We start from the raw sequence: 24,086 nt of genomic DNA on the forward strand, positions 1-24,086 counted from the left end.
TGCCAAGGGGGTGTTCATCTCCAGGGATATTTCAGCTCCCACGCCCAGGCATGGCGCACAATGTCCTGAAGTGAGGTAAAGCCAGGCTGCCACCCCAGTATGGACCTGGCCTTCTGTGCATCCGCTACCAACCGAGGCGGGTCGCCGGCCCGCCGCGGCGCCTGGTTGACCTTGATGGTTCGCCCGGTAACCTCGCGTGCCGTCTCGATCACCTGCTGTACGGAAAACCCCAGCCCATTGCCTAGGTTGAACGCCGTCGTCGCGCCGCCGGCCAGCAGGTACTCCACAGCCAGCGCATGCGCCGAAGCCAGGTCCGCCACATGGATATAGTCACGGACACAGGTTCCGTCGGCGGTGTCGTAATCGTGGCCGAACACGGTCACGGATTCACGACGGCCAGCGGCCGCCTGCAGGATCAGCGGGATGAGATGAGTTTCTGGCAGGTGACACTCGCCCAATTGGCCGTCCGGATCAGCGCCGGCTGCGTTGAAGTAGCGCAAGCTCACCGAACGCAGGCCATAGGCCCGGTCGAAATCTTCGAGCATTTGTTCAACCATCCATTTGCTGCGCCCGTAGGGGTTGATCGGCACCTTGGGGTGTTGCTCATCGATGGGCACATATTCAGGGTCGCCATACACTGCGGCGCTCGAGGAAAAGATCAGCCGTTTCACCCCCGCCCGCACCATGGCCTCGAGCAGGCTGAGGGTTGCACAAACATTGTTCAGGTAATACTTGTCGGGGTCGGCCACCGACTCGCCGACCTGGATGAATGAGGCGAAGTGAAACACAGCATCGAAGTGATAGTCGCTGAACAGCGTATCGAGCCCATGGCCGTCGGCGATGTCCAGGCATACCCACTGCAAGCCCGGCACCGGCGCTTCAAGGTCTGCCACAACCACCTCATGGCCTGCGTGCAGCAGGTGCTTGACCATGTGTGAGCCGATATAACCTGCACCACCGACAACCAAGTACTTCATCCAATCCTCCTGGAGCAGACGTAGCGTCGAATGCCTGTCATGCAGGGCTTCAATGACTGTAGATGGCGATATGCCCTATTTCAAGAACAGCCAATTGGCCATGTGCTGGCCATCGAACGTGATCAGGTAGTGGCCGTCTTTGTAATCTACGGGCTGGTTTTTTTCCTCGCCGTCACTGCTGCGGCTGTAGAGTTTCAGCCCTGCTGGCGCCTTGATGCTCAGGCTCCCCTGCAGCGGTTCGACATGGAAAGGCGTGACATCCTCAGCCCTGGGTACGGCCCGGCTGCCGAGTGAAATCAGCAGCCTGCGCGACTGGCTCAAGGGCTTGTCGTCAAGGCTCTGGACCGCCACGCTGGCATAGGGGGTCTTCAGCTGCAGGGCGATGTCGCCCAGGGCCAGCGACTGGCTTCCCAGCCAACCGGTTGCCGCCTGGGTCATTGGCGTGTCGATGGTGTAAAGGCCCTGCTGCCAGTTGTGTCGCAACTGGCCAGTATCGCTCAGCGCTTCGCTGGCACCGGGGTCGATCAGTGAGCGCCCTGGGTCGTTGAACACTTGCGCATCGGCAGGGATTTTGCTGGGCTGCAGCCAGGGTAGCTCGGAGGCTGATGGCAGGGCGATCTGCAGCCGGCCTTTTTCCATGGCGGTGCGTAGCAGTACCGAGTTGGCCGGCGAAATATCCTGGTTGAACAGGGCTTGAGCAGTGGGTGCGAAGACGTAACGGGTCGACGCCGGCTGCACATCCTGGCGCCGGTAGAGCAGGGCGGCTGCCGGCAGGGTGGCGATGAGCCCAGGGTCATTGTAGGCATTCCAATTGTCGGCACGGCGCCACTGCTCGACCAAGGCTTGCTGGCTGTAGGCGTATTGCATGATCGCGTCCCAGCCCTGGTGACTAGCAGTCCCTGCGACATAAAGGGGCAGGGAGTGGCGGTCGGGCAGAGGGAAGGGTTCGGCGTTCCATTCTGTGACGGTCATCGGCTTGCCCAGCACCTGGGCAGCCCCCAGCCAATTGATCATGCCGTCGCTGGTCAGTGGGTTCTTCTCCAGTTGGCCCAGCCCGCCATAGCTATGCGCGTCGACAACATCCCCAGCGGTAAGCGCTGGCAGCGAGGACAAACCGTTCAGGCCCCAGGTGCTGGTGGTGGCGATGGGCACCTTGACCCCTAGCGTGCGCAAGTAGCTGATCATGTCGGCGTAGAAGCGTTGCTCCAGGTCGTTGAGAAACAGCTTCGAAGGGCCATACTCCCAGGCACGCCAGGTCTTGTCCGCAGGCAGGTCGTGGGCCTGGGCAAAGGCCTTGGCCTGATCCATGTACAGGCGGCTGTGCTTGGGTACCTGCTTGTCCGGTAGCAGGGCATTGCCGAAGTGGTGGGTGATGTCGTTTTCGTTGGTGATCAGTACCGCAGCGATGGCGGGGTCATCCTTGTAGGCAAGGCCGGTGTAACTGTTGACGTGGGTCAGGTACTGCTCGGCGAAGCGCTTGAGTGCCTGCTGCAAAGTGACGTTGACGAACAAGTAGCCTTTGAGCTCTGCGACGCCGTGCTCTTTGGGCAGTTCATCGAAGCCATAAATGTTGTCCGCCGCAGTCACCGGGCGCGACACATGCAGGTCGAGCCACACGTAGATCCCTTCGTCCTTCAGGCTTTTGATCCACAGGTCGAGTTTTTTCAGCGAGTCAGCGCTCAGCTGTTGGGTGTTTTTGAGCTGCTGCAGATCGCCGAACACGTTGGGCGTCACCCACGGGGAGTCGTGGTGATGCACGCGCACCAGGTTGAAACCCAAGGCGGACAAGCGTTTGGCCTGCTGCTTGATGTCCTCGTCAGGGGTGCGGAACAACGAATAGGCTGCCATGTTGGTGCCCCAGAAACGCGCGGGGGTGCCATCGGCGAACAGCAGCCGTTCACCCTCGGCCTTGACGAACCCTCGTTTGCCAGCAGGTTTCTCGGCGGCGTTGAGGAACGACAGGTCAACTGGCGACGTACGCCAGTCGACCTGATCATCTGGCCACGTGTTGGGGTCGCTCATGCCGAAACGTTCGCTGGCGGTCTGGCCGATGCTGATATCACCGGTGACACTCATCTGCGCCTTGATCAGCTGTTGGCCAGGCTTGATCGGGTCGGTGTAGAAAAAGGTGCGTATCTGGTCGGTGTTGCCGCGTTCGAAATACACCTTGGCCAGGGGTGGGTCAAAACGCATTTCCACATGCGGCCCTTCAGGGTTCTTGCCCCAAGCCCAGCCGCGGTTCTCGGGCAGTAGCACCGGGTCGCCCATTTGACCGGCGATCAACCCGGGGTCGAAACGCCAGACGATGCCGCCGCCCATGACATCGCTTTGCCGGCTGTGGGCCTGCAAATCGAAGTCCCAGGTCAGGGTTTGCGGCTCGGGTTTGCGGATGTCCGCCTTGAGGTCGAAGTCCAAGTCCTTGTTATTGCCGGTGAGTGTATAGCGGTAAGGCCCATCGACTTTGAGGGTTGGATAGAACCCGGTCCAGCCCCAGTTCGCGCCCCAGAAGTCGAAGCTGGGTACGAACGCTGGGCCTCCTCCATACGTCAGTGTCGGCAGGCCGTTCTGTTCGTCTACACGTACCGTCCATGCCGACGCCCAGCTATTGACGGGCACCGCCAGCAGGCTGATGAGCAACGATGTGCGGGTCCATCTGGACAGGGCGAGCGTGAGCATCGAACTACCTCGGTTGAAGGCTGATGGTGGTCACTGGGCTGTCTTGGGTCACGGCCTGACGGCGCATCATGTGGATATAGGCGACGCTGACCCCGGCAATCGACCAGTAAATGATCGGGATGACGGTGATGCTGCTCACGGTGAAAATAGTCACCAGAATGCCCATCAATGTGGCCAGCAGAACACGCCCCAGCAGCCGATAGGGGTCGGCGTTGTCAGGCACCGCCCGCATTGCCTTGCGCAACCCCAGCAGGATGTAAGCAAAAAAGCCCAGGAACAGCCCAAGCCCAACCAGGCCAACGCGCAGCGCCAGGCCGACGTAGGTGTTGACGATGTCGATGATGCCTTCGCCCTGGATCATCGATTGCATCTCCGGGGTGCTGCGAAAATCGAATGAGCCGAACAGCGGATTACGCTGGATGACGATCCACGAGTTGTCGAGCAGGCGCTGGCGGTAGGTGATGTTTTCGGTGTCCACCTTGCCAATGAACGGCAGCAGGTCGAGTATCTTGTCCCCGCCAGGCATCACGGCCAGCAATGGGATGCTCAGCACCCCGGCCAGGGTAAGCAGTGCCAAACGCGAGGCCGCATGCCTGCCCATCGCGATGAACACCACCACGATCACCCCAGCGCCGATCCACGGGCCCCGCGAAAGCGGTGCGAACAGCCCTGCGGCAAGCAGCAATGCGCCCAGGTAGCGGTGCACAGGTTTCTGCACGAAGTGCTGCACGAACAGAAACAAGCCAATCGCCACGGCCATCACGTAACCGAGCACGATGGCCTGCCCGGTGGTGACACTGGCGCGCAGTGCCCCCCCTCGGCTCAGGTAGGCCTTCATGTCCCACTGCAGGCCCAAGGCGTCGATCAGCGCGTTGTAGAGCAGCCAATGGCGCACATATTCGGCCACGCCCAGCAGTGCCAAGAGGAAGGCCACGATAACGAATGCCAGCAGCGCGTCCTTGAAGTCGCTCAGCTCACGCAGGCCGCGGCTGGCCACGTAGTAGGGCAGGAACACGTCGATGTACAGGCTCAGCATTTGGCGCAGGGTATCGGTGACGGTGGTCTCGCGCAGCGCCAAGGCGCTGGTCAACGCCAGGCTTGCCAGCAGTAGCTTGTCGGGCAATAGCCGGCCGAACCGGATGCTCGTGCTTTGCTTTCGCAGTACCCACGCGGCAGGCAGCAGCACGCACAAGGTCAGCACGCGTTGATGGTTGATGTCGAACAGGTAGTTGACGATGCCAAAGCCCGGTATCTCAGTAGCGGCCGGCGGGATGAGAAACAGCAGCATGAAAAACAGCGCAAGCGGGTTGTGCTCGCGGCGCTGGGCAACCAGCAGAATGACCGTGGCCGCGCCTGCATACACCCAGAAGCTTTGGGCGAAGAATGCAACCAAGGTCAGCACGAACCACAAATTGCGACGCCGTTTGAAGTCCGCTGGGGGGATCAGGTCCGTTGCCGGACGCCGGGCCATGAAGAAAACCACGCTGGCCACAAACACAATGACGACCAGGGCTCTTAGATGTTCAGGCATGGGTTATAGGCACCTATCCCTCGATGGGCTGGATGGAGGCTAGCATCGTGGCTAAATGAAACTATAGTGACTTCTAGGCGCCGCGTGGAAAGTCTTGAGGCGATGAGAAAGCCAGGCAAAAACAGCCTAGCAAGCACAGTTTCAGTTTTGCGCTTGACCTGCGAGGTCGCTTGTCGGTTGCGGCAACACAGTGTGGGGCGACAATAAAAACCAATGGTATGGGGCGGGGATCATGGGGAAGCTGCAGTTTTGTACCCCATTGCTGGGGCGCAGAGGCTTTATACGCAATTGTGTGTTGTTCAGTGCCGGGGTCGCCATGTTTGGGGGAAGTGCGCAGGCAGCGAGCAAGCCTGAGCCAACCGGCAGGTTCGTCATCATCAACGGTTGGGTGTTGCCGGTGGGGTATTTTCAGGACGAACGCTCATGATCAAGGACTACGATGCCGACAAGCGCCTGCGCGAGGCATACGACTTCTGCATCGTCGGCGCAGGCCCTGCGGGGATCACCCTGGCGTTGCGCCTGGCAGGTGCCGGCTGGAGTGTGGCTCTGCTCGAAGGAGGGGGCCGTGAGTACACGCCGCGGTCCCAAGCGCTGTACAAGTGCACGTCCACAGGCCTTGAGGTGTTCGCCGCCGAAGACCGCCTGCGTTACCTGGGCGGCACCTCCAATCACTGGGCAGGGCGCTGCCGCCCCTTCACCTCTGCGGATTTTGCGGTTCCACCACCGGTGGAGATGCCCGGCTGGCCTATCCCATACGCTGAAATCGAGCGGTACCTACCGGGTGCCATGGAAATCGTCGATCTGCCTCAGGGGGCCGAATTCAAAGCCGTGAACCCCGGCCTGAACGGCGGTGAGTTCGAGGCTGACCGCTTTCTGCTCAGCCCGCCAACGCGCTTTGCCCAAAAGTACGCCAGCGCGCTGGACGAGACCCCGGGTTTGGACGTTTTCATCAACTGCAACTGCGTCGACTTGTTGTTCGACCCAGACGCTGGAAAATTGAAGGCTGTGCAGGTGTCCGACTACGAGGGCAAGCGCCAGCCTGTGGCGGCACGCAACTTCATCCTGGCCACCGGCGCCATCGAAAATGCCAGGCAGTTATTGAACAGCAAATCGCTGGCCCAGGCGGGCGTGGTGACCACGGACGGCCTGGTTGGCCGATGCTTCATGGAGCACCTGAACATCGACATGGGGACGTTCATCCTGCGCAGTGGCGAAGGCACCGATCCTCGGCAGTATTTCACCACCGATGCTTTCGTCGCCCAGTACCAGGCGGGCAGAGGCAATGTTCTGGCGTCGGTTTTGGCCGATGTGCAGACCTATGGCCGTACGGCCGAGGTCAAGCATTTTCTGGAAAACCTGGCGTGCGACATGGGCGTGGCTAGCAAGATCGAGTTCGTCGCCAAGTTCAGTTGCCCGGGCGACGGGGTGATCAGCACTTTGATTGAGCAGTTCCCCAATGTGCACAGCCGTATCTCGCTGCTGGACGAGCAGGACGAACTGGGTGTGGCCAAGGTCAACGTCAACTGGGTACTCAGCGACAGCGACCGGCACACCATCAAATGCATCGGCAGCGAACTGGCCAAGCAGTTCGCTGAAATGGGCCTGGGTTTCGTCAAGCTCAACGACTTCGTCTACGACACCAGCTTGCCGCTGAAGATGTCCCCCCATGCCCATCACATGGGCACTACGCGCATGGCGGCCTCAGCCAAGGATGGGGTGGTCGATACCAACTGCAAGGTGTTTGGCACCGAAAACCTGTATGTCGCCGGCAGCAGTGTATTCGCAACCGGCGGGGCGTCGAACCCGACGATGCCGCTGCTGCAGTTCGCCTTGAGGTTGGCCGACCATCTCAACCAGAAGATGCACTCGGCTACGGGGGCGGCAGCCTGAATACATTCAACTGAAGTAGCGCTGTGAAGGGGTGGAGTGCAACAGGGTCAGCACCCAGAAGAACGAGACCGTGTTTGCCTCAGGGACAGTCCAGGATCGCTCGAATCGCGAGGCTTGCCATATGTTGGGATGGATACGCAGTGCTGTGGCGCATTACGCCAATACGACCGGACGCGGCGTTGCGGCCTATAAAAAACTCTGCAACCCCACACCCAGGCAGTGGGGGGAGTACCAGTGCCGATGGGGCAAGTTCTATTCGGTAGGCACCAACTTTCACATGAATGTCGGCTGTAACGTCACCGACCCGGCGTTGGTGCGCATCGGCAACAACGTCGGCCTGTCCGATTGCACGCTGATAGGCCACGACGGTGTGGTGGCGCTGATCGAGCTCTGCTACGGCATGAAGCTCGACTCGGTCGGAGTCATCGATGTCAAGGACAACAGTTTCGTCGGCCATGGTGCGATCGTCATGCCGAGGGTGACCATCGGCCCGGATTCGGTTGTGGCCGCCGGCGCCGTGGTAACCAAGGACGTGCCACCCGGCACGGTCGTCGGTGGTAATCCTGCCAAGTTCATCTGCACCACGGCAGATTTGATCAAGCGGGTCGAAGAACGCTGCAATGCCTACCCTTGGATGGAGCTGATAAAAGAACGCAAAGGCTCGTATGACCCGGCGCTGGAGCCTACCTTGGCCATGCACCGGCGCCGTTATTTCTTCGGAGACGGCAGCAATGGATAACAAGCCTGTCGATGTGATGGTGGTCAATTTCAACACGGCCGGGTTGCTGCAGCCGATGTTCGATTCACTGCGGGCGGCCGGCGGCGAAACCTTGGCCAGTTACCTGGTGGTAGACAATGCCTCGGTCGACGACTCGGTCGAACGCCTGGGCCAGGTCTGCCCGCAAGCGCTTTTGTTGAGCAACAAACACAATGTCGGCTTTGGCCGGGCCAATAATCAGCTGCTGGCGCACCTACGCGGCAGGTACGCGCTACTGCTCAACACTGACGCCTTCGTGGCCGCCGACAGCCTGCAGAAAACCCTCGACTACATGGACGCGCACCCCGAATGCGGCATTCTTGGGGTGCGCCTGGTGGGCCGCGATGGCGAACTGCAACCCAGCTGCCGCTATTTCCCAACCCCGTTGAACCTCTTTGCAGCACGAACTGGGCTAGGGCGTTTCATGCCAGGGCTGAAAATGGTCGACGAAATGGACTGGGATCATGCCTCGGTGCGTGAGTGCGACTGGCTACCGGGTTGCTTCTACCTGGTACGCCGCGAAGTGCTCGACCAGGTAGGGCTGTTCGACCCTCGCTATTTTCTCTATTACGAAGAAGTGGACCATTGCAAGCGGGTCAAGGCCGCGGGTTGGAAAGTGGTGTATTTCCCTGATACCACCGTGGTGCATATCGGTGGCGAGAGCTCCAAGTCGGTGGCCGAGCTCGAGGCGGCCAGCCGACAGATATCGGCTTACCAGATCGAAAGCGAACTGCTGTACATGCGCAAGCACCATGGCGCGGGGGGGCTGGCCTTGCACATGCTGCTGGTGAGCCTGGGCGACCTGGTGCTGGCACTCAAGGCGCTGCTCAAAGGCCGCGGCATGGAGGCGATCAAGGCGTGTTGGCGGCATACCCGCGCCACGTGGTCGCTGCTGCTCAAGACCCAGTTTGCCAACCAACCCACACGGTAGGTGAAACCATGTTCGATAACATCCGCGCAGACTTGCGCGCCCATGGCGGTGATTGGGGCGCCCAGGGGTTTTGGGTTCTGGTGGTCTATCGCTTCGGGCGCTGGCGCTATGGTGTGCGTCCGGCGTTGCTGCGCAAGCTCTGCTCTTTGGTCTACAAGGTATTGTTCAAGTTCGTGCAGATCATCACCGGCGTCGAGTTGCCTTGCGAGGTGGTGATTGGCCGCAACTTTGTCATCGATCACTTTGGCGGCATCGTGATCAGCGGCTACGCGCGGTTTGGCGATGACTGCCGGATTCGCAACGGCGTGGTGGTGGGGTTGAAGAATGTCGATGAACCCATCGCGCCAGTGTTCGGCAACAACGTCGACATCGGCGCCGGCGCCAAGGTGCTGGGCAATATACGCATCGGTAACAACGTCGCGATAGGCTCCAACGCAGTGGTGTTGACCGATGTACCGGACAACTCGCTGGCGGTTGGGGTGCCCGCTAGCATCAAGGCGCGCAAGCACAGCGATACCCTGCAATACACGTGAGCCGGCCCGAAACTGACGAGTGAACGCCATGGTGACAGGGATTGGAGTGGTGGTGATCGGCCGCAACGAGGGCCAGCGCCTGGAGCGCTGCCTGTTGTCCTTGATTGGGCAGGCGGACCAACTGGTGTACGTGGACTCCGGCTCCTGCGATGGCTCGGTGGAATTTGCCGCTGAGCTGGGGGTGCAGGTAGTGGCCCTGGACATGACCCAACCCTTCACAGCGGCGCGTGCACGCAATGAAGGTTTCACCTGCCTGATGGGTATCGTGCCGAGCATTAGCTATGTGCAATTCGTCGATGGTGACTGTGAAGTCGATGGCGGTTGGTTGAGCAAGGGCCAGGCCTTTCTCGATCAGCACCCGGATGTAGCGGTGGTGTGCGGACGGCGCCGTGAGCGCTTTCCCCAGCGCTCGGTTTACAACCTGCTCTGCGACCTGGAATGGGACACGCCGGTGGGGCAAACCAAGGCGTGTGGCGGGGATGCACTGATGCGCGTCGATGCGTTCATGGCCGTGTCCGGTTTTCGCCCAGAACTGATTGCCGGCGAAGAGCCGGAGCTGTGCCTGCGGTTGCGCGCAGCCGGCTGGAAAATCTGGCGCTTGCCCGAAGAGATGACCCTGCACGATGCCGCCATGACCCGGTTCGGGCAGTGGTGGCGGCGCAGTCTGCGGGCCGGCTATGCCTATGCCGAAGGCGCCTACTTGCATGGGCTCAAGCCCGAGCGTCATTGGTTGCGTGAATCGCGACGGGCCTGGTTCTGGGGCCTGATCCTGCCGTTGACGATCCTATTTGTGAGCCTTTTTTCGGGCGGCTGGGGGCTGTGGCTGTTACTGATCTATCCATTGCAAACCGTACGTCTGGCCCGCCGGGGCAGCCGCTCACGCCGGGAAAACTGGTGGCAGGCAGTGTTCCTGGTGCTGGGCAAGTTCCCTGAAATGCTCGGCCAGGCCAAGTTCCTGCTGAACAGGTTTGCGGCCGGTAAGGCGCTGTTGATCGAGTACAAATGACATGTCGATGACCTTCAGATCGTTAGCCAAGAGTGTGCTCACGCTGCAGCCAGGCTATTCGCTGCGAGCGCTCAACAACAAATACAAGTTGACGGTTTCGATGGCCCGCGAGTGGTCGGGGTTGCAGGCTTTCACTCAGCGCATGTCCAAGGCCTTGGGCCAGGAGCGCTTCGAGCAGTTGGGTGTGGACTGCATCGGTGTGGTGCAGTGGCCCTACATCAGCAAGCGCTGGAACGCTGCGCAGCGGCTTGCAGCAGTGGCCTCGCATTATGAAGTGGTGACCGCCCAGTGTGCGCCTTTGCTGCTGTTGCAGCGCGATGAGCAGCGCCAGCTATGCGACCTGTCACGCTACTCAAGCGGGTGCCGGCTGGTGCTGGACCGGCCGATCTGGTTCAAGCGCGAAGGGGAGCTGGTGATCAACCTGTTCCAGGGCGACCTGCGTGTGGCCTCGCTGGCCTTCACTTTGTGCCACGAGGCCCAGGGTGTGTGCCTGTATATCGGCGCAGTGCAAGGCATTCACAAAGGTGTGGGCAGCGACACGTCCCTGACCATCTACCGCGACTTGACCAAGGACTTCGAAGGCCTACGCCCCAGAAGCCTGCTGATCGAGGCCATCAAGTGCGTCGCCAGAACCTTGGCCGCCCAGCGTATCTATGCCGTCGCGGACGAGTATCGCCACCATCGACACCCGTATTTCGGCGCCGAGAAGCACCAGGAACTGGCGGCCAATTACGACGTGATCTGGCAGGAGAACGGCGCCGAGCCCTGCGAGTGGGTGGATTTCTTCAGCATCCCCCTGGCCCCCGCCCAGCGCCCGGTAGAGGAGATCGCGGCGAAGAAGCGGGCGATGTACCGCCGGCGCCATGCCTTGCTCGATGACGTGTTTGCCCAGATCCAAGCTGCCATGGTGGGCAGCACGGTGCAGCACAGTGCGGCCGACCTGGCCATTCGATGAACGGACACAGATTTGGGGCCTTATGCGAATTGCTTACTTCATCAATCAGTACCCCAAGGTCAGCCATACCTTCATCCGCCGCGAGATACTGGCGCTGGAGCGCCAAGGCGTCGAGGTGCAGCGCATCGCCCTGCGTGGCTGGGATGCTGAACTGCACGACGCTGAAGACTTGGCGGAACGGGGCAAAACCCGCTATGTGCTGCAGGATGGGCTGAGTGGGTTGCTCAAACCCCTGATGCAGGTGCTACGGGCACGGCCAAAAGCGTTCCTGACGGCCCTGCGCCTGGCGCTTGGCCAGGGTTGGCGTGCCGACCGCCCGTGGCCATACCACCTGGTTTATCTCGCCGAGGCATGCCGGCTGCTGCAATGGTTGCAAGACGCTGCGGCAGAACATGTGCACGCACATTTCGGCACCAACTCCACGGAGGTGGTCATGCTGGCCAACGTGCTCGGCGGCCCGCCTTACAGCTTCACCGTGCATGGGCCGGAAGAGTTCGACAAGGCTCAGCTTCTGCATTTGGGCGAAAAGGTGCGGCGGGCATCATTCGTTGTCGCCGTCAGCGCCTTCGGGCGTAGCCAGCTATGGCGCTGGGTGGCCCATGAGCAGTGGGGCAAGGTCAAGGTGGTGCATTGCGGCCTGGAACGCAGTTTTCACCAGGTGGCACCGCAAGCAATCACCGCCACGCCTCGGCTGGTTTGCGTTGGGCGCTTGTGTGAGCAGAAGGGCCAGTTGCTGCTGATCGAAGCTGCACGTGGCCTGGTCAGTCAGGGCGTGCAATTGGAACTGGTATTGGCTGGCGATGGTGAATTGCGAGGCCCGATTGAAGCACTCATCGTGCGCTACGGTTTGCAAGCGCAGGTGCGCATCACCGGCTGGATCAGCAGCGCGCAGGTGCGCGACGAGATTCTGGCCGCGCGGGCCATGGTACTGCCAAGCTTTGCCGAAGGTTTGCCGGTGGTCATTATGGAGGCGATGGCACTGCGCCGACCTGTTCTTACCACTTACGTGGCCGGTATCCCTGAACTGGTCCGCCACGGCGAGAACGGCTGGCTGTTCCCGGCTGGTAGCGTCGAAGCCTTGACCGAAGCGATGCGCCAATGCCTGGAGCAGCCCGTGCAGGTGTTGCAGCGCATGGGCGATGCGGCCTATGAGCGGGTATTGCAACGCCACGACATCGATACCGAGGCAGCCAAGCTGCTCAGCCATTTCAAGGTGCCGGCATGATGACCTTGCTGGCTTGGATGCTGGGTGGCGTGGCGCTGTTGCTATTGGTACCGGCATTGCTGCTGTTCATCCAGGTAGTGCTGGCCTGCCTACCTGCTCGGGTGCAACAGAGGCCTCACCTGCCGCGGCCGCGGTTGGCAGTGCTGGTACCTGCGCACAACGAGGCGTCGCTGATCGTTTCGACGCTGGCCAGCATCCGGCCGCAGCTGCGCGAAGGTGACCAACTGCTGGTGGTGGCCGACAACTGCAGCGACCAGACCGCAAGCCTTGCCCGCGCGGCGGGAGCGCAAGTGGTCGAGCGCGAGGACCTGCTGCGCCGAGGCAAGGGTTATGCATTGGATTTCGGGGTGCAGCACCTGCGCCTGTCGCCACCGCAGGTGGTGATCATCATCGATGCAGACTGCCAGGTAGGGGCCGGTGCGCTCGAGCACCTGGCTTGTAGTTGTATAGACCGCGGCCGGCCTGCACAGGCGTTGTACCTGATGCATGCGCCGCCTGGGGCGGGGCTGAAGGTGCAGGTTGCAGCTTTCGCCTGGCGGGTGAAGAACCTGGTTCGGCCGCAGGGTTGGGCACGGGCGGGCCTGCCATGCCAGTTGATGGGGGCAGGCATGGCGTTCAGCTGGCAAGACCTGTCGGCCGTCAACCTGGCTACCGGTCACCTGGTCGAAGATCTGAAGCTTGGCCTTGAGTGTGCCGCGCACGGTAAGGCGCCGGTATTCTGCCCGCAGGCTGTGGTGAACAGCCATTTTCCCACTAGCCAGGAAGGCCTGAGTATTCAGCGCAAGCGCTGGGAGCATGGGCATTTGGGGGTGGTCTTGGCCGATGGGCCCAGGCTGCTCGCCGCTGCGCTGCTCAAGCGTAATTGGCCACTGTTGGGCATGGCAGTTGACTTACTGGTGCCGCCCCTGGCCTTGCTGTCGTTGCTGTTGATGGTGGTCTTCGCTCTGACCTGGCTCATGTTCGGCGTAGGGGGGGCGCTGCTGCCTGCACTGCTCGCCAGCTTGGCGTTGGCCTTGCTTGGCGTTGCCATCCTGTTGGCGTGGGCCTGTTTTGCACGGGAGCTGATTCCGTTTTCGGTACTGCTGTACGCACCGTTCTACGCGGCGCGGAAAATCCCTTTGTATCTGGGGTTCCTGTTCAAGCGCCAGGTCGACTGGGTGCGTTCCAAACGGGATGACAACTGATGACAGAGCAGGGTTGGCTGCAGCGCTGGAAGATGGTCATGGGCAAGCTGTGCCTGGTGGAGGATGCGGCACACGAGCAGCGGCTGCTGCAGTCACTGTGTTCGGCGCAGCGGCCAACGGTACTGGGCTTCGTCAATGCCCACGCGATGAACCTGGTGGCTGGCAACGCCGATTATTGCCATGCGCTGGCTGCTGCCGATGTGCTGCTGCGCGACGGTGCTGGCATGGCAGTGTTGCTGCGTCGCCTGGGGCTTGCGCCGGGCCTGAACATGAACGGCACCGATTTGATTCCCAAGCTCCTTACGGGGTTTGAAGGCCGCAACGTGGCTTTCTGGGGAACGCAGGATCCGTTCCTGACCGAAGCCGCGCGGCGTTGCGAGGCAGAGTTCGGCCTGCAGGTGGTGTCGCGACACCACGGTTTTGCCGATACCGATACTTACCTGGGCCTGGCTGAGCGACATCGCCCTGGGTTGATCGTGCTTGGCATGGGGATGCCCAAGCAGGAGCAGTTGGCCGCACGCTTGGCCGTTCTCGATTACCCCTGCCTGATCGTCTGCGGTGGGGCGATCCTGGACTTTCTCGGTGGCAAGGTCGCGCGGGCGCCTCGCTGGGTAAGGCGGATGAACGCCGAATGGGTGTTCAGGTTACTCAGAGAGCCCAAACGCCTGTTCAAGCGTTACGTGCTAGGCAACCCATTGTTCCTGTTGCGTGCTTGGTTTTATGCCCGCTCGCCGATGCATCGCCGTTAGCGACCATGCTCAACGCTATCTGTCGAACAGTGGTGGATCTTCACCGCAGCATGACCACGGTGCTGCTACAGTGATATCAAACAGACCGGCGCGGTTTGCAGGAGATTTCACAGATTTTTCAGGTACCTGAGTTGAATCTCCATCCCTTCGTTGTGATGGTCAGGCAGTTGCCACGCACGATTCAGTGAGGCCTTACGATGGTTTTTGAACCCAGAAGCAGTCGTTCGTTGCTCCAGCGTAGAAGTAGCGTCAGCAACGCCATTCAGGCGGGGCTCGACGGTATCGCCGTAACCAGTGTGGCGTGGTACCTGATTTACGACCAGTTTGGGTACATCACTTCCGACTACGTGATCATGCTGTTGCTGCTGATCGGGGCGCTGGCGGTCATCTATGACCATTACGCCATCTATCGCAGCAATGTTGGGCTGTCGGTTAAGGCTTTCAGGCTGTTCAAGGCCTGGTCGGCGACGTTCTGTTTCCTGGTGGTGATCGCCTTCCTGACCAAACAGAGCGAAACTTATTCACGGCTGCTGGTGGTCCAGTTGTTCGTCATTGGGTACTTCGTGCAGCTATTTCTGCATGTGGCGATGCGTGAGCTGCAAAAACGCTTCACCGCCCATGCTCGGCTGGACAATGCCTTGATCATCGGCGACGGTGACCTGGCCAATTTCCTTTATCAGAAAATCAGCAACAACCCGTGGTTCGGGGAGCGGGTGATGGGCTGCATCTGGGTCGATCAGGACGACGATCAGGCGCGCCAATCGCAAGAAGGCAAGCAGCGCCTGCCGGTGCTGGGCAGCATCGCCGACCTGGACCAGATCATCGCTCAGCACAACATTCGCACGGTTTACCTGGTGACGCCGTTAGGCGGCTCTGCAGTCATCCAGGATGTGTATCTGAAGTTGCTCGACAAGTGCATTGCAGTCAATTGGGTGCCCGATATCTTCTCGCTGCGCCTGATCAACCACAGCGTCCGGGAAATCGCCGGAATCCCGGTACTGACCCTGTCGGAAACACCGCTGACCGGCACCAGCCTGTTCTTGAAAAACCTCGAAGACCGTGTGCTGGCCGCGCTTATCTTGCTGTGCGCCTCGCCTGTGTTGCTGGCACTGGCGGTGATCATCAAGCTCGACAGCCCAGGGCCTGTGTTCTTCCGCCAAGACCGCACCGGCTGGACCGGAGAGTCGTTCCGGATCTGGAAATTCCGCAGCATGCATGTGCATCAGCCGGAAAACGGCGTGGTCCAGCAAGCGCAGCGCAACGACCCCAGGTTGACGCGAGTCGGCGCATTCATTCGGCGCACCAGCCTCGATGAATTGCCCCAGCTATTCAACGTGCTGACCGGCGACATGTCTTTGGTCGGCCCACGGCCCCACGCCTTGCAACACGACACGCTGTATTCCCAGGACATCGTCGACTACTTCGCTCGCCACAACATCAAGCCTGGCATGACCGGCCTTGCGCAAGTGCGCGGATACCGCGGCGAAACAAAGGATATCGAGCAGATGATTCAACGGGTCAATTCCGACATCGAATACATCAACAATTGGTCCTTGTGGCTCGACTTCGTGATCCTGGTGCGCACGGTCAATGCCTTCACCGGCAAGCAGGCTTATTGACGCCGCAATTGAATAGCGTGCAGGGGAGGGATCGATGAGCATCTGGTCAGCAGGTGGGAGCGCTGGCGCGCAGCTGTTGAGGGCCCAGTGGCCTTCGCTGCTGCTGTGGGCTTATCTGCTGTCGCCGTTGTTTGCCAGACTGCTGTCCGATTGCCAATGCGCCAAGATCGATGGCTTGGTGCTCTACACCTTCCTCATCTCAGTGCTGTGGCTGCTGGTGCTGCGCTGCGGCTGGGCCAACCAGTTCAAAGTGCATCTGTGGCTGTTGCCCTTTTATCTGCTGGCCAGTATCGATTTGTTCCTGGTGCTGAATTTCGGCTCCCGACTGACCGCGGCCTACCTGCTCATCGGGCTGACCAACTACAAGGAGGCAACGGATTTCCTCGCCACCTACTGGCGCTCGATGGCGGGCATCGTGGTGGTGTTCGTTGGCTGTTACGGGGTGGGCCTGGCCGGCCTGTATGGGCGGCGCCTGGGCCGTAGCAAAGCCATGTGCCAATTGGCATTGGCCGGCTTGGTGCTCGGTTATGGCGCCTACTTCGTTAAAACCGTCAGCATCAACGCGTTGAACAAGGACGCCGTACTCGATCTGGTGGCCAAGGACCAGAGCACCCCAGTGGGCTACCTGTCGCAGCTTGCACTGACAGTGGTGTTGTACGAAGAGTCCAAAGGGTACATCAGGCAGCGCCAGCAATCGCAGGTGCAGCTCACGGGTGTTTCCGACCAAGCCGGCATTCAGACACTGGTGTTTGTGATAGGCGAATCTTCGCGCCCGCACAACTGGTCCCTTTACGGCTACCCAAACAAGACCACGCCCAACCTTGAGCGCCAGCCAGGGCTGTTCAAGTTCAACCGCATGTGCACCACCGCGCCTTATACCTCCGTGGCCGTGCCTTCATTGCTCAGCCTGGAGCCGATCAGCGACTGGAACTTGATCGCATCCAACAAATCGTTGGTGGGGATCCTGCGGGCCGCCGGGTTCGACACTTACTGGTTGTCGTCGCAAGAGGTCGACAGCTTTGGTGGGATCATCCCGCAAATTGCTGCAGAAGCGCAGTACCGCCAGTACCTGGAGCGCAGCTATGACGGCGCACTGCTGCCGGTGTTGCAAAACGTGCTGAGCAAAGCCAACGGGCGCAGACAGGCGATATTCCTGCATATCAAAGGTAGCCACTTCGAATACGCCAGGCGCTTTCCAAGCGACTTCGCCCGGTTCAAACCCGCCAGCGGATCCCAGAAGGATCGGATTACGGCCGACTACGACAATTCTGTCCTGTACACAGACTGGATACTGTCCTCGATCATGCATCAGCTCACAGCCAGTCAGAGCAAAGCGCTGCTGGTATACGCCTCGGACCATGGCGAAAATCTGCTCGATGACGACCGCAAGCTGTTGGGGCACGGCATGGGTAACGCGTATGACCTGGCGACCACGGCGTTTGTCTGGTCCACTGGCAACCTGTCGGCGGCGCAGATGCGCAAGTTGCAGAAGTTGAAAACTCGGCAGGACCAGCAGGTCAGCATCGCCTCATTGCCCCATACGCTGCTCAACATCGCCGGCATTACGATGCCCGGCTACGACAGCACCCAGGACTTGCTCAGCGACGATTTCAAGGCCTCGCTTTGCCCACACCTGCTGGGCACAGGCTATGTACCGACGTTCGACTTCAGCATCAAGCACATTGCGGCTGAGTGATCAGCTTGCAAGTACCAATGGATGCAAGGCTCGGAAGTTGTGCGCTTCTTCTACCAGCCAGTCATGCACCGCGCGGGCGCCCGGCTGGTTCAAACCTCCTGGCGGATAGTGCACTACATAGCGTTTGTGATTGGCGATCGGGTGGCCGAACGGCACGATCAAAGCCCCTCGTTCCAGTTCGTCATTGAGCAGCGTGCGCCGGGCAATGGCTACGCCGATGCCGGCGATCGCCGCTTCGATGGTCAGGTGATTACGGTTGAAGGTGTGCCCGCGGCGCACGTCCAGGCCAGTGGCGCCGATACCTTCCAGGTAGAACTCCCATTCGGCGTATTCGGAACTGCCTCGCCACGCGGTGATGTCGTGCAGCAGCGGGTAGTGAGCCAGATCTGCCGGGGCGTGCAGTGGCGGCCGGGCACGCAGCAGCGCGGGTGAGCACACCGGGAAGATCTGCTCATCCAGCAACGGTGTCGACAGCATTCCGGGATAACTGCCGTCGTTGAGGTCAATGGCCAGGTCGAAATCGCCAGGGTGCAAAGCCTGGGCGCTGTCTTCGGCGACCAGGCGTAGCTCGATGTCCGGATAGCGCTGTTGAAACCTCGGCAACCTGGGGGTCAGCCATTTCGCCAGAAACGACGGGATCGAGCGCAGGCGCAGGGTGCCGCGTATTTCACCGGCATCCAAGCGCAACAGCTCAGCCTCGATAGCGCCGTAGGCGTCGGTCACCGTCTGCGCCAGCCGCTGGCCTTCGGCGCTCAGCTCCACACCCCGAGCCCGACGCAGAAACAGTCTGTAGCCCAGCCGCTGCTCGAGCTGACGCATTTGCTGGCTAACCGCGCCAGGGGTGATGTGCAGTTCCTCTGCACAGCGGGTGAACGACAGATGCCGTGCTGCGCAGGAAAATACATGCAGCCAGACGAACATCTGACCATTGAGTTGGCGTCGCATCTTTTAGTACCGCTAAAAGCTGGCTTAGGAAGTTTCGTTGGTCATCCTTGCGTGAGCGCGGCAGTATCGCGCAACTTTGCAGTACCGTTCAATTTTCTCAGACATCCGTGGCGCCGCTCTGACCGCCGGCACGGTTCAGGCATTAGTATGGCTATCAGTGTTTTCGACCTTTTCAAGATTGGTATCGGCCCCTCCAGCTCACACACGGTAGGGCCTATGCGAGCAGCGGCAAGCTTCGCCCAGACCTTGCGTGAGCATGGCTTGTTGCCGCAGGTGCAGCGGGTGGAGGTGCGCCTGTATGGCTCGCTGTCGGCTACCGGAGTGGGTCATGCCACCGACCGTGCCTGCCTGCTCGGCCTGATGGGCCAGTGGCCCGATCGCATCGACCCGGCCACCATCGAGTCGCGTATCCAGCAGCTGCTGCAGGAACGCTGCTTGTTGCTCGATGGCAGCCACTCTGTGGTGTTCGACTACCCGCGCGACATGCTGTTGCTGGACGAAAGCCTGCCTTACCACCCCAATGCCATGAGCCTGCAGGCTTTGGGCGGGCAGGGCAGCCTGTTGCAGCAGACCTACTATTCCATCGGTGGCGGCTTCATCGTCGAGCAGGGCGAGGTCGATGCGCCGCAGGGCCAGGCACAAGCGGTCGAGCTGCCGTACGCGTTTTCCAGCGGCGCCCAACTGCTTGCCCTGTGCAAGGCCAACCAGCTGAGCGTGGCACAACTGATGATGGCCAACGAGTGCGCCTGGCGCCCAGAGGCCGAGGTTCGCCAAGGGCTGCTGCAAATTTGGGCAGCCATGCGCCAGTGCGTCGACAACGGCCTGCGCAACGAAGGCGTGCTACCCGGCGGGCTCAATGTCAAGCGCCGCGCCGCGCGGCTGCATCGCAGCTTGCAGGTGGCCGGGCAGCCCAACGTGATTGGCTCGACCTTGAGCGCCATGGAGTGGGTCAACCTGTTCGCCCTGGCGGTCAATGAAGAAAATGCCGCTGGCGGACGCATGGTCACCGCACCTACCAATGGCGCTGCCGGGATCATCCCGGCGGTATTGCACTACTACATGAAGTTCAACCCCACTGCCTGTGACGACGATGTGGTGGCGTTTCTACTGGCCGCTGCAGCGGTCGGCATCTTGTGCAAGATGAATGCGTCGATCTCAGGTGCCGAAGTTGGTTGCCAAGGGGAGGTCGGCTCGGCCTGCTCGATGGCTGCCGCCGGCCTTGCACAATTGCTTGGGGCAACCCCGGCGCAGCTGGAAAACGCCGCCGAGATTGCGCTGGAGCATAACCTTGGGCTGACCTGCGACCCGGTCGGTGGGCTGGTGCAGGTGCCGTGCATCGAACGCAACGCCATTGCCGCGGTGAAAGCGATCAATGCCGTGCAGATGGCGCTGCGTGGTGACGGTGAGCATTTCATCTCGCTCGACCGGGTAATCCGAACCATGCGCGATACCGGTGCCGACATGCATGCCAACTATAAGGAAACCTCCCGCGGTGGTCTGGCCGTGGCCTTCCCCGAGTGCTGAGCGTAGCACCGCCTGGTGCTAGCCCAATGCCTCGCGTAGTCGATACCACAACATCCCCAGGGCAAGCAGCGGCGAGCGCAGAGCCTTGCCCCCCGGAAAGGTCAAATGAGGCACCGCACTGAACACATCCAGCCCCTGACTCTGACCCTGCGCGATGCCCTCGGCCAGTAGCTTGGCCGTCCAGTGCGTCACGTTCAGGCCATGCCCGGAGTAGCCCTGGGCGTAGAACACGTTCGGGTGCTGGCGCAGGCGCCCGACCTGGGGGAAGCGGTTGGCGGTGATGCCGATCATGCCGCCCCACTGGTAGTCGATCTGCACATCGGCCAACTGCGGGAACACCTTGAGCACCTTCGGGCGCATGTAGGCTGCGATGTCTTTGGGATCGCGCCCGGAGTAATGGCAGGCGCCGCCGAAGAGCAGACGACGATCGGCGGTGAGCCGGTAGTAGTCCAGACCGACCTTCTGATCACACAGCGCCATGTTCTGCGGTATCAAGCGGCTGGCCAATGCTTCGGGCAGCGGCTCGGTTGCTACCACGTAGCTGCCGGCGGGCAGTACCTTGCCGCTCAGCCGGGGCTCCAGCTCGTCAAGGTGAGCATTGCAGCCCAGCACCAGGTTTTGCGCGCGCACCTTGCCGCTGGCAGTGTGCAAGATCGCCGTGGAGCCATGCTCGATGCGTAGCACCGGGCTCTGCTCGAAAATGCGCACACCCAGGCTTTGGGCGGCACGTGCCTCGCCTTGAACCAGGTCCAGAGGGTGCAGGTGGCCCGAACCCATGTCTACCAGCCCGCCTGCGTACTGGTCGCTGGCGACGATGGTGTGCAGGTCCTGCGGCCCGACCAGGCGTGTTTCATGACGGTAGCCAAGGTGTGCCAGTTCTTCCTGCTCAGCCTTGAAAGCAGCGAACTGCGCTGGGGTATTGGCCAGTTCGCAGAAGCCCCAGCGCAGGTCGCAGGCGATTGCGTACTGTTCGATGCGCCGTGCCACCAGGGCCACCGATTCAATGCCCGCATGCTGCAGGTAGCGCACGCCTTCCTGCCCGACATAACGGGCAAAGCCGCTGACGTCGTGTCCGATCCCGCGTATCAGCTGCCCGCCGTTGCGCCCGCTGGCGCCCCAGCCAATGCGCCGGCCCTCCAGCAGCACCACGCTAAGGCCGCGCTCGGCCAGTTCCAGCGCGGTGTTGACCCCAGTCAGGCCGCCGCCGACCACGCACACATCTGCCGTAAGCTCGCCCTGAAGGCTGGGGTAGGGCGCCGCATCGCGCGCAGTGGCGGCGTAGTAAGACGCGGTATGTTGATTTTCGAAAGGCATGGTGCGTTCTCGGCTCAGCGGTTGGACTTGATCTTGCTCCAGGAGCGGGTCATGACACGCATGATCTTCGGGCTGGGGGTACTTGAGATGTACAGCTTGTCGAGCACTTCTTGGGGGGGATAGATCTCGGGGTTCTCGACCAGGGATTTGTCCATGTAGGCCTTGGCGTCAAGGTTGGCGTTGGCGTAGCCGACCGTGGCGCTGATTTTGGCGATGACTTTGGGGTCGAGCAGGTAGTTGATGAAGGCCAGCGCCTGCTCGGGGTTGCTGGCGTCCTTGGGGATGGCCAGCAGGTCGAACCACAAGTTGCTGCCTTCCTTGGGAATGCTGTAGGCGATCTTGACGCCGTTCTTGGCCTCCACGGCGCGATTGGCGGCCTGGAACACGTCGCCGGAGTAACCGAAGGCGATGCAGATATTACCGTTGGCCAAGTCCGAGACGTACTTGGAGGAATGGAAGTAGGTGATGTAGGGGCGCAACTCCAGCAGGCGCGCTTCGGCCTTGGCATAGTCGCCGGGTTTCTCGCTGCGAGGGTCCAGGCCGAGGTAATTGAGCACCGCTGGGAACAGTTCGTCGGGCGAGTCCATGAAGGCCACGCCACATTGCTTGAGCTTCTTCAGGTTCTCTGGCTCGAACAGGGCTGCCCATGAGTCGATGTGATCAACGCCCAGCGCTGCTTTGACCTTTTCAACGTTGTAGCCGATGCCGTTGGTGCCCCATAGGTACGGCACCGCGTATTTGTTGCCTGGGTCGTTCTGCTCCAGCTGCTTGAGCAGTTTGGGGTCCAAATGCTGCCAGTTCGGCAGCTTGCTGCGGTCCAGCGGCAGAAACGCACCGGCCTGGGCCTGGCGAGCGAGGAAATGGTTGGACGGCACGACTACGTCGTAGCCAGTGCGGCCGGCCAGCAGTTTGCCTTCCAGGGTTTCATTGGAGTCGAACACGTCATAGACGACGTTGATCCCGGTACTGGCCGTGAAGTCGGCTAGGGTCGTGTCACCGATGTAGTCGGTCCAGTTATACACGCTGACGCTCGGCGCTGCCTGGGCGGCGGCGCCGAACAACAGGGCGAATGTGGCGGGGATCAGGGCTTGCAGATGACGCATGTCGACACCTCGTTGGTTTTGTTCTTCACGTTCGGTGCAAGGGGGGCGCTGGCGCCCCCGGCGGCAATCACACGCTCAGCAGCAGGAACTCGCGCTCCCAGGAGCTGATGACGCGCTTGAAGTTTTCATGCTCGGCGCGCTTGACCGCGACGTAGCCTTGGACGAACTGCTGGCCCAGGTACTGCTGCACGGTCTGGCAGTCCTCCATGTGCTGCAGGGCATCCTCGATGGTGATCGGCAAGCGCAGGTTGCGCCGCTCGTAGGCCCGGCCTTGTACAGGCGCACTCGGCTCGACCCCTTCGATCATGCCCAAGTAGCCGCACAACAAGCTGGCGGCGATCGCCAGGTACGGGTTGGCGTCGGCCCCAGGCAGGCGGTTTTCCACACGCATCGCCTCGGGGCTGGAGGTAGGTACCCGCAGGCCGGCCGTGCGGTTTTCCTCACCCCACTCGACGTTCACCGGCGCCGAAGTGTCGGGCAGGAAGCGGCGGAACGAGTTGACGTTCGGCGCGAACATCGGCAGCAGCTTGGGGATGTACTTCTGCAGGCCACCGATGTGGTGCAGGAACAACTCGCTCATGCTGCCATCGTCATTGGCGAACACCGGTTTGCCCGTGGCAATGTCGACCACGCTCTGGTGCAGGTGCATGGCACTGCCCGGTTCGTCGGTGATCGGCTTGGCCATGAAGGTGGCGGTGACGTTATGCTTGAGCGCTGCCTCGCGCATCGTGCGTTTGAACACGGTGATCTGGTCGGCCAGGTCCAGTGCGTCACCATGGCGGAAGTTGATCTCCATCTGCGCGGGGCCGTCTTCGTGGATCAAGGTGTCCAGGTCCAGGCCTTGCAGTTCGCACCAGTCGTACACATCTTCGAACAGCGGGTCGAATTCGTTGGCGGCATCGATGGAGAACGACTGGCGTCCACTCTCTGCCCGGCCCGAACGGCCCAGCGGCACTTGCAAGGGCAAGTCTGGGTCTTCGCAGCGCTGGGTCAGGTAGAACTCCATTTCCGGGGCGACGATCGGCTGCCAGCCTTTGTCGGCGTACAGCTTGAGCACCTTCTTAAGCACGTTGCGCGGCGACAGCTCAATGGGGTTGCCCTGCTTGTCGAAGGTGTCGTGGATCACGATGGCGGTCGGTTCGATGGCCCAGGGGATCTGGTAAACGGCGCTGGGGTCGGGGCGGCAGACCATGTCGATGTCAGCGGCATCGAGCAGGCTGTAGTAGATGTCATCATCGACGTAATCGCCGGTGACGGTCTGCAGCAGCACGCTTTCAGGCAGGCGCATGCCACGCTCATGCAGGAACTTGGCAGTCGGTGCGATCTTGCCGCGGGCGATGCCGGTCAGGTCGCTGATCACGCATTCGACTTCGGTGATGCGGTGTTCTTTCAGCCAGGCGGACAGCTGATCGAAAGGGGCGTTCATACAGACCTCTTGGTTGGGTTTTTTTATGGGAGCCGCGTTGCCCTT

19 protein-coding genes are annotated in these 24,086 nt (G+C 61.1%); 12 read left to right on the forward strand and 7 right to left on the reverse strand.

Annotated elements, in window-relative coordinates; translation table 11 throughout:
* Positions 1 to 14: 14 nt before the first annotated feature.
* The 3 genes from galE to ACK59H_RS03885 form a co-directional block, all read right to left on the reverse strand.
* Positions 15 to 977 (reverse strand): UDP-glucose 4-epimerase GalE, encoded by a 963-nt coding sequence (galE, locus tag ACK59H_RS03875; protein ID WP_060476497.1) that lies wholly within the window; start codon positions 975 to 977, stop codon positions 15 to 17.
* Between the two features lie 75 nt (positions 978 to 1,052).
* The gene (locus ACK59H_RS03880; RefSeq protein WP_060476496.1) at positions 1,053 to 3,653 is read right to left on the reverse strand and encodes a cellulase family glycosylhydrolase; all 2,601 of its coding nucleotides are present in this window, start codon (positions 3,651 to 3,653) and stop codon (positions 1,053 to 1,055) included.
* Between the two features lie 4 nt (positions 3,654 to 3,657).
* Positions 3,658 to 5,184 (reverse strand): O-antigen ligase family protein, encoded by a 1,527-nt coding sequence (locus tag ACK59H_RS03885; RefSeq protein WP_060476495.1) that lies wholly within the window; start codon positions 5,182 to 5,184, stop codon positions 3,658 to 3,660.
* 423 nt (positions 5,185 to 5,607) lie between these two features.
* Between ACK59H_RS03885 and ACK59H_RS03890 the strand changes: the two genes are divergently transcribed.
* The 11 genes from ACK59H_RS03890 to ACK59H_RS03940 all read left to right on the forward strand — a co-directional run bounded on the left by ACK59H_RS03890 (position 5,608) and on the right by ACK59H_RS03940 (position 17,729).
* The gene (locus ACK59H_RS03890; RefSeq protein WP_060476493.1) at positions 5,608 to 7,074 is read left to right on the forward strand and encodes a GMC family oxidoreductase; all 1,467 of its coding nucleotides are present in this window, start codon (positions 5,608 to 5,610) and stop codon (positions 7,072 to 7,074) included.
* A 121-nt stretch (positions 7,075 to 7,195) separates the two neighbouring features.
* Positions 7,196 to 7,813 carry an acyltransferase gene (locus ACK59H_RS03895; RefSeq protein WP_060476492.1) on the forward strand — a complete coding sequence of 206 codons (618 nt, stop codon included), beginning with the start codon at positions 7,196 to 7,198 and terminating at the stop codon, positions 7,811 to 7,813.
* The gene (locus tag ACK59H_RS03900; protein ID WP_060476491.1) at positions 7,806 to 8,762 is read left to right on the forward strand and encodes a glycosyltransferase family 2 protein; all 957 of its coding nucleotides are present in this window, start codon (positions 7,806 to 7,808) and stop codon (positions 8,760 to 8,762) included. Before ACK59H_RS03895 ends, ACK59H_RS03900 begins: the two co-directional genes overlap by 8 nt.
* Before the next feature lie 8 nt (positions 8,763 to 8,770).
* Complete coding sequence (locus ACK59H_RS03905) at positions 8,771 to 9,295, forward strand: serine O-acetyltransferase (protein ID WP_060476490.1); 525 nt, start codon at positions 8,771 to 8,773, stop codon at positions 9,293 to 9,295.
* A gap of 28 nt (positions 9,296 to 9,323) precedes the next feature.
* Positions 9,324 to 10,301 carry a glycosyltransferase gene (locus ACK59H_RS03910; protein WP_060476489.1) on the forward strand — a complete coding sequence of 326 codons (978 nt, stop codon included), beginning with the start codon at positions 9,324 to 9,326 and terminating at the stop codon, positions 10,299 to 10,301.
* A 7-nt stretch (positions 10,302 to 10,308) separates the two neighbouring features.
* Complete coding sequence (locus ACK59H_RS03915) at positions 10,309 to 11,256, forward strand: DUF535 family protein (RefSeq protein WP_081016576.1); 948 nt, start codon at positions 10,309 to 10,311, stop codon at positions 11,254 to 11,256.
* Between the two features lie 22 nt (positions 11,257 to 11,278).
* Positions 11,279 to 12,481, forward strand: coding sequence for a glycosyltransferase (locus tag ACK59H_RS03920; RefSeq protein ID WP_060476487.1), 1,203 nt, complete (start codon positions 11,279 to 11,281; stop codon positions 12,479 to 12,481).
* Positions 12,478 to 13,665: a glycosyltransferase family 2 protein gene (locus tag ACK59H_RS03925; protein WP_409264262.1), complete on the forward strand. Its 1,188-nt coding sequence runs from the start codon at positions 12,478 to 12,480 to the stop codon at positions 13,663 to 13,665. Before ACK59H_RS03920 ends, ACK59H_RS03925 begins: the two co-directional genes overlap by 4 nt.
* Entirely contained in the window at positions 13,665 to 14,414 is a 750-nt protein-coding gene (locus ACK59H_RS03930; RefSeq protein WP_060476486.1) for a WecB/TagA/CpsF family glycosyltransferase, read from the forward strand. Before ACK59H_RS03925 ends, ACK59H_RS03930 begins: the two co-directional genes overlap by 1 nt.
* Before the next feature lie 197 nt (positions 14,415 to 14,611).
* Entirely contained in the window at positions 14,612 to 16,033 is a 1,422-nt protein-coding gene (locus ACK59H_RS03935; RefSeq protein ID WP_060476485.1) for an undecaprenyl-phosphate glucose phosphotransferase, read from the forward strand.
* 34 nt (positions 16,034 to 16,067) lie between these two features.
* A complete protein-coding gene (locus ACK59H_RS03940; protein WP_060476484.1) occupies positions 16,068 to 17,729 on the forward strand; it encodes a phosphoethanolamine transferase in 1,662 nt (553 codons plus the stop codon).
* Here the strand turns inward: ACK59H_RS03940 and ACK59H_RS03945 are convergent, their stop codons facing one another.
* Positions 17,730 to 18,674 (reverse strand): LysR substrate-binding domain-containing protein, encoded by a 945-nt coding sequence (locus ACK59H_RS03945; RefSeq protein ID WP_060476483.1) that lies wholly within the window; start codon positions 18,672 to 18,674, stop codon positions 17,730 to 17,732. It abuts the gene before it with no gap.
* Between the two features lie 147 nt (positions 18,675 to 18,821).
* Here ACK59H_RS03945 and ACK59H_RS03950 point away from each other — a divergent pair, with 147 nt between their 5' ends.
* Positions 18,822 to 20,198, forward strand: a complete 1,377-nt coding sequence (locus ACK59H_RS03950) for an L-serine ammonia-lyase (protein ID WP_409264263.1) — start codon at positions 18,822 to 18,824, stop codon at positions 20,196 to 20,198.
* A gap of 18 nt (positions 20,199 to 20,216) precedes the next feature.
* Here the strand turns inward: ACK59H_RS03950 and ACK59H_RS03955 are convergent, their stop codons facing one another.
* The 3 genes from ACK59H_RS03955 to ACK59H_RS03965 form a co-directional block, all read right to left on the reverse strand.
* Positions 20,217 to 21,512: an FAD-binding oxidoreductase gene (locus ACK59H_RS03955; protein ID WP_261745501.1), complete on the reverse strand. Its 1,296-nt coding sequence runs from the start codon at positions 21,510 to 21,512 to the stop codon at positions 20,217 to 20,219.
* Between the two features lie 14 nt (positions 21,513 to 21,526).
* Positions 21,527 to 22,615: a polyamine ABC transporter substrate-binding protein gene (locus tag ACK59H_RS03960; protein ID WP_060476480.1), complete on the reverse strand. Its 1,089-nt coding sequence runs from the start codon at positions 22,613 to 22,615 to the stop codon at positions 21,527 to 21,529.
* Between the two features lie 67 nt (positions 22,616 to 22,682).
* Positions 22,683 to 24,041 carry a glutamine synthetase family protein gene (locus ACK59H_RS03965; RefSeq protein ID WP_186477165.1) on the reverse strand — a complete coding sequence of 453 codons (1,359 nt, stop codon included), beginning with the start codon at positions 24,039 to 24,041 and terminating at the stop codon, positions 22,683 to 22,685.
* Between the last annotated feature and the right edge of the window lie 45 nt (positions 24,042 to 24,086).

Source organism: Pseudomonas sp. KCJK9000, from assembly GCF_046230725.1.
Taxonomy (GTDB): Bacteria; Pseudomonadota; Gammaproteobacteria; order Pseudomonadales; family Pseudomonadaceae; genus Aquipseudomonas; species Aquipseudomonas promysalinigenes.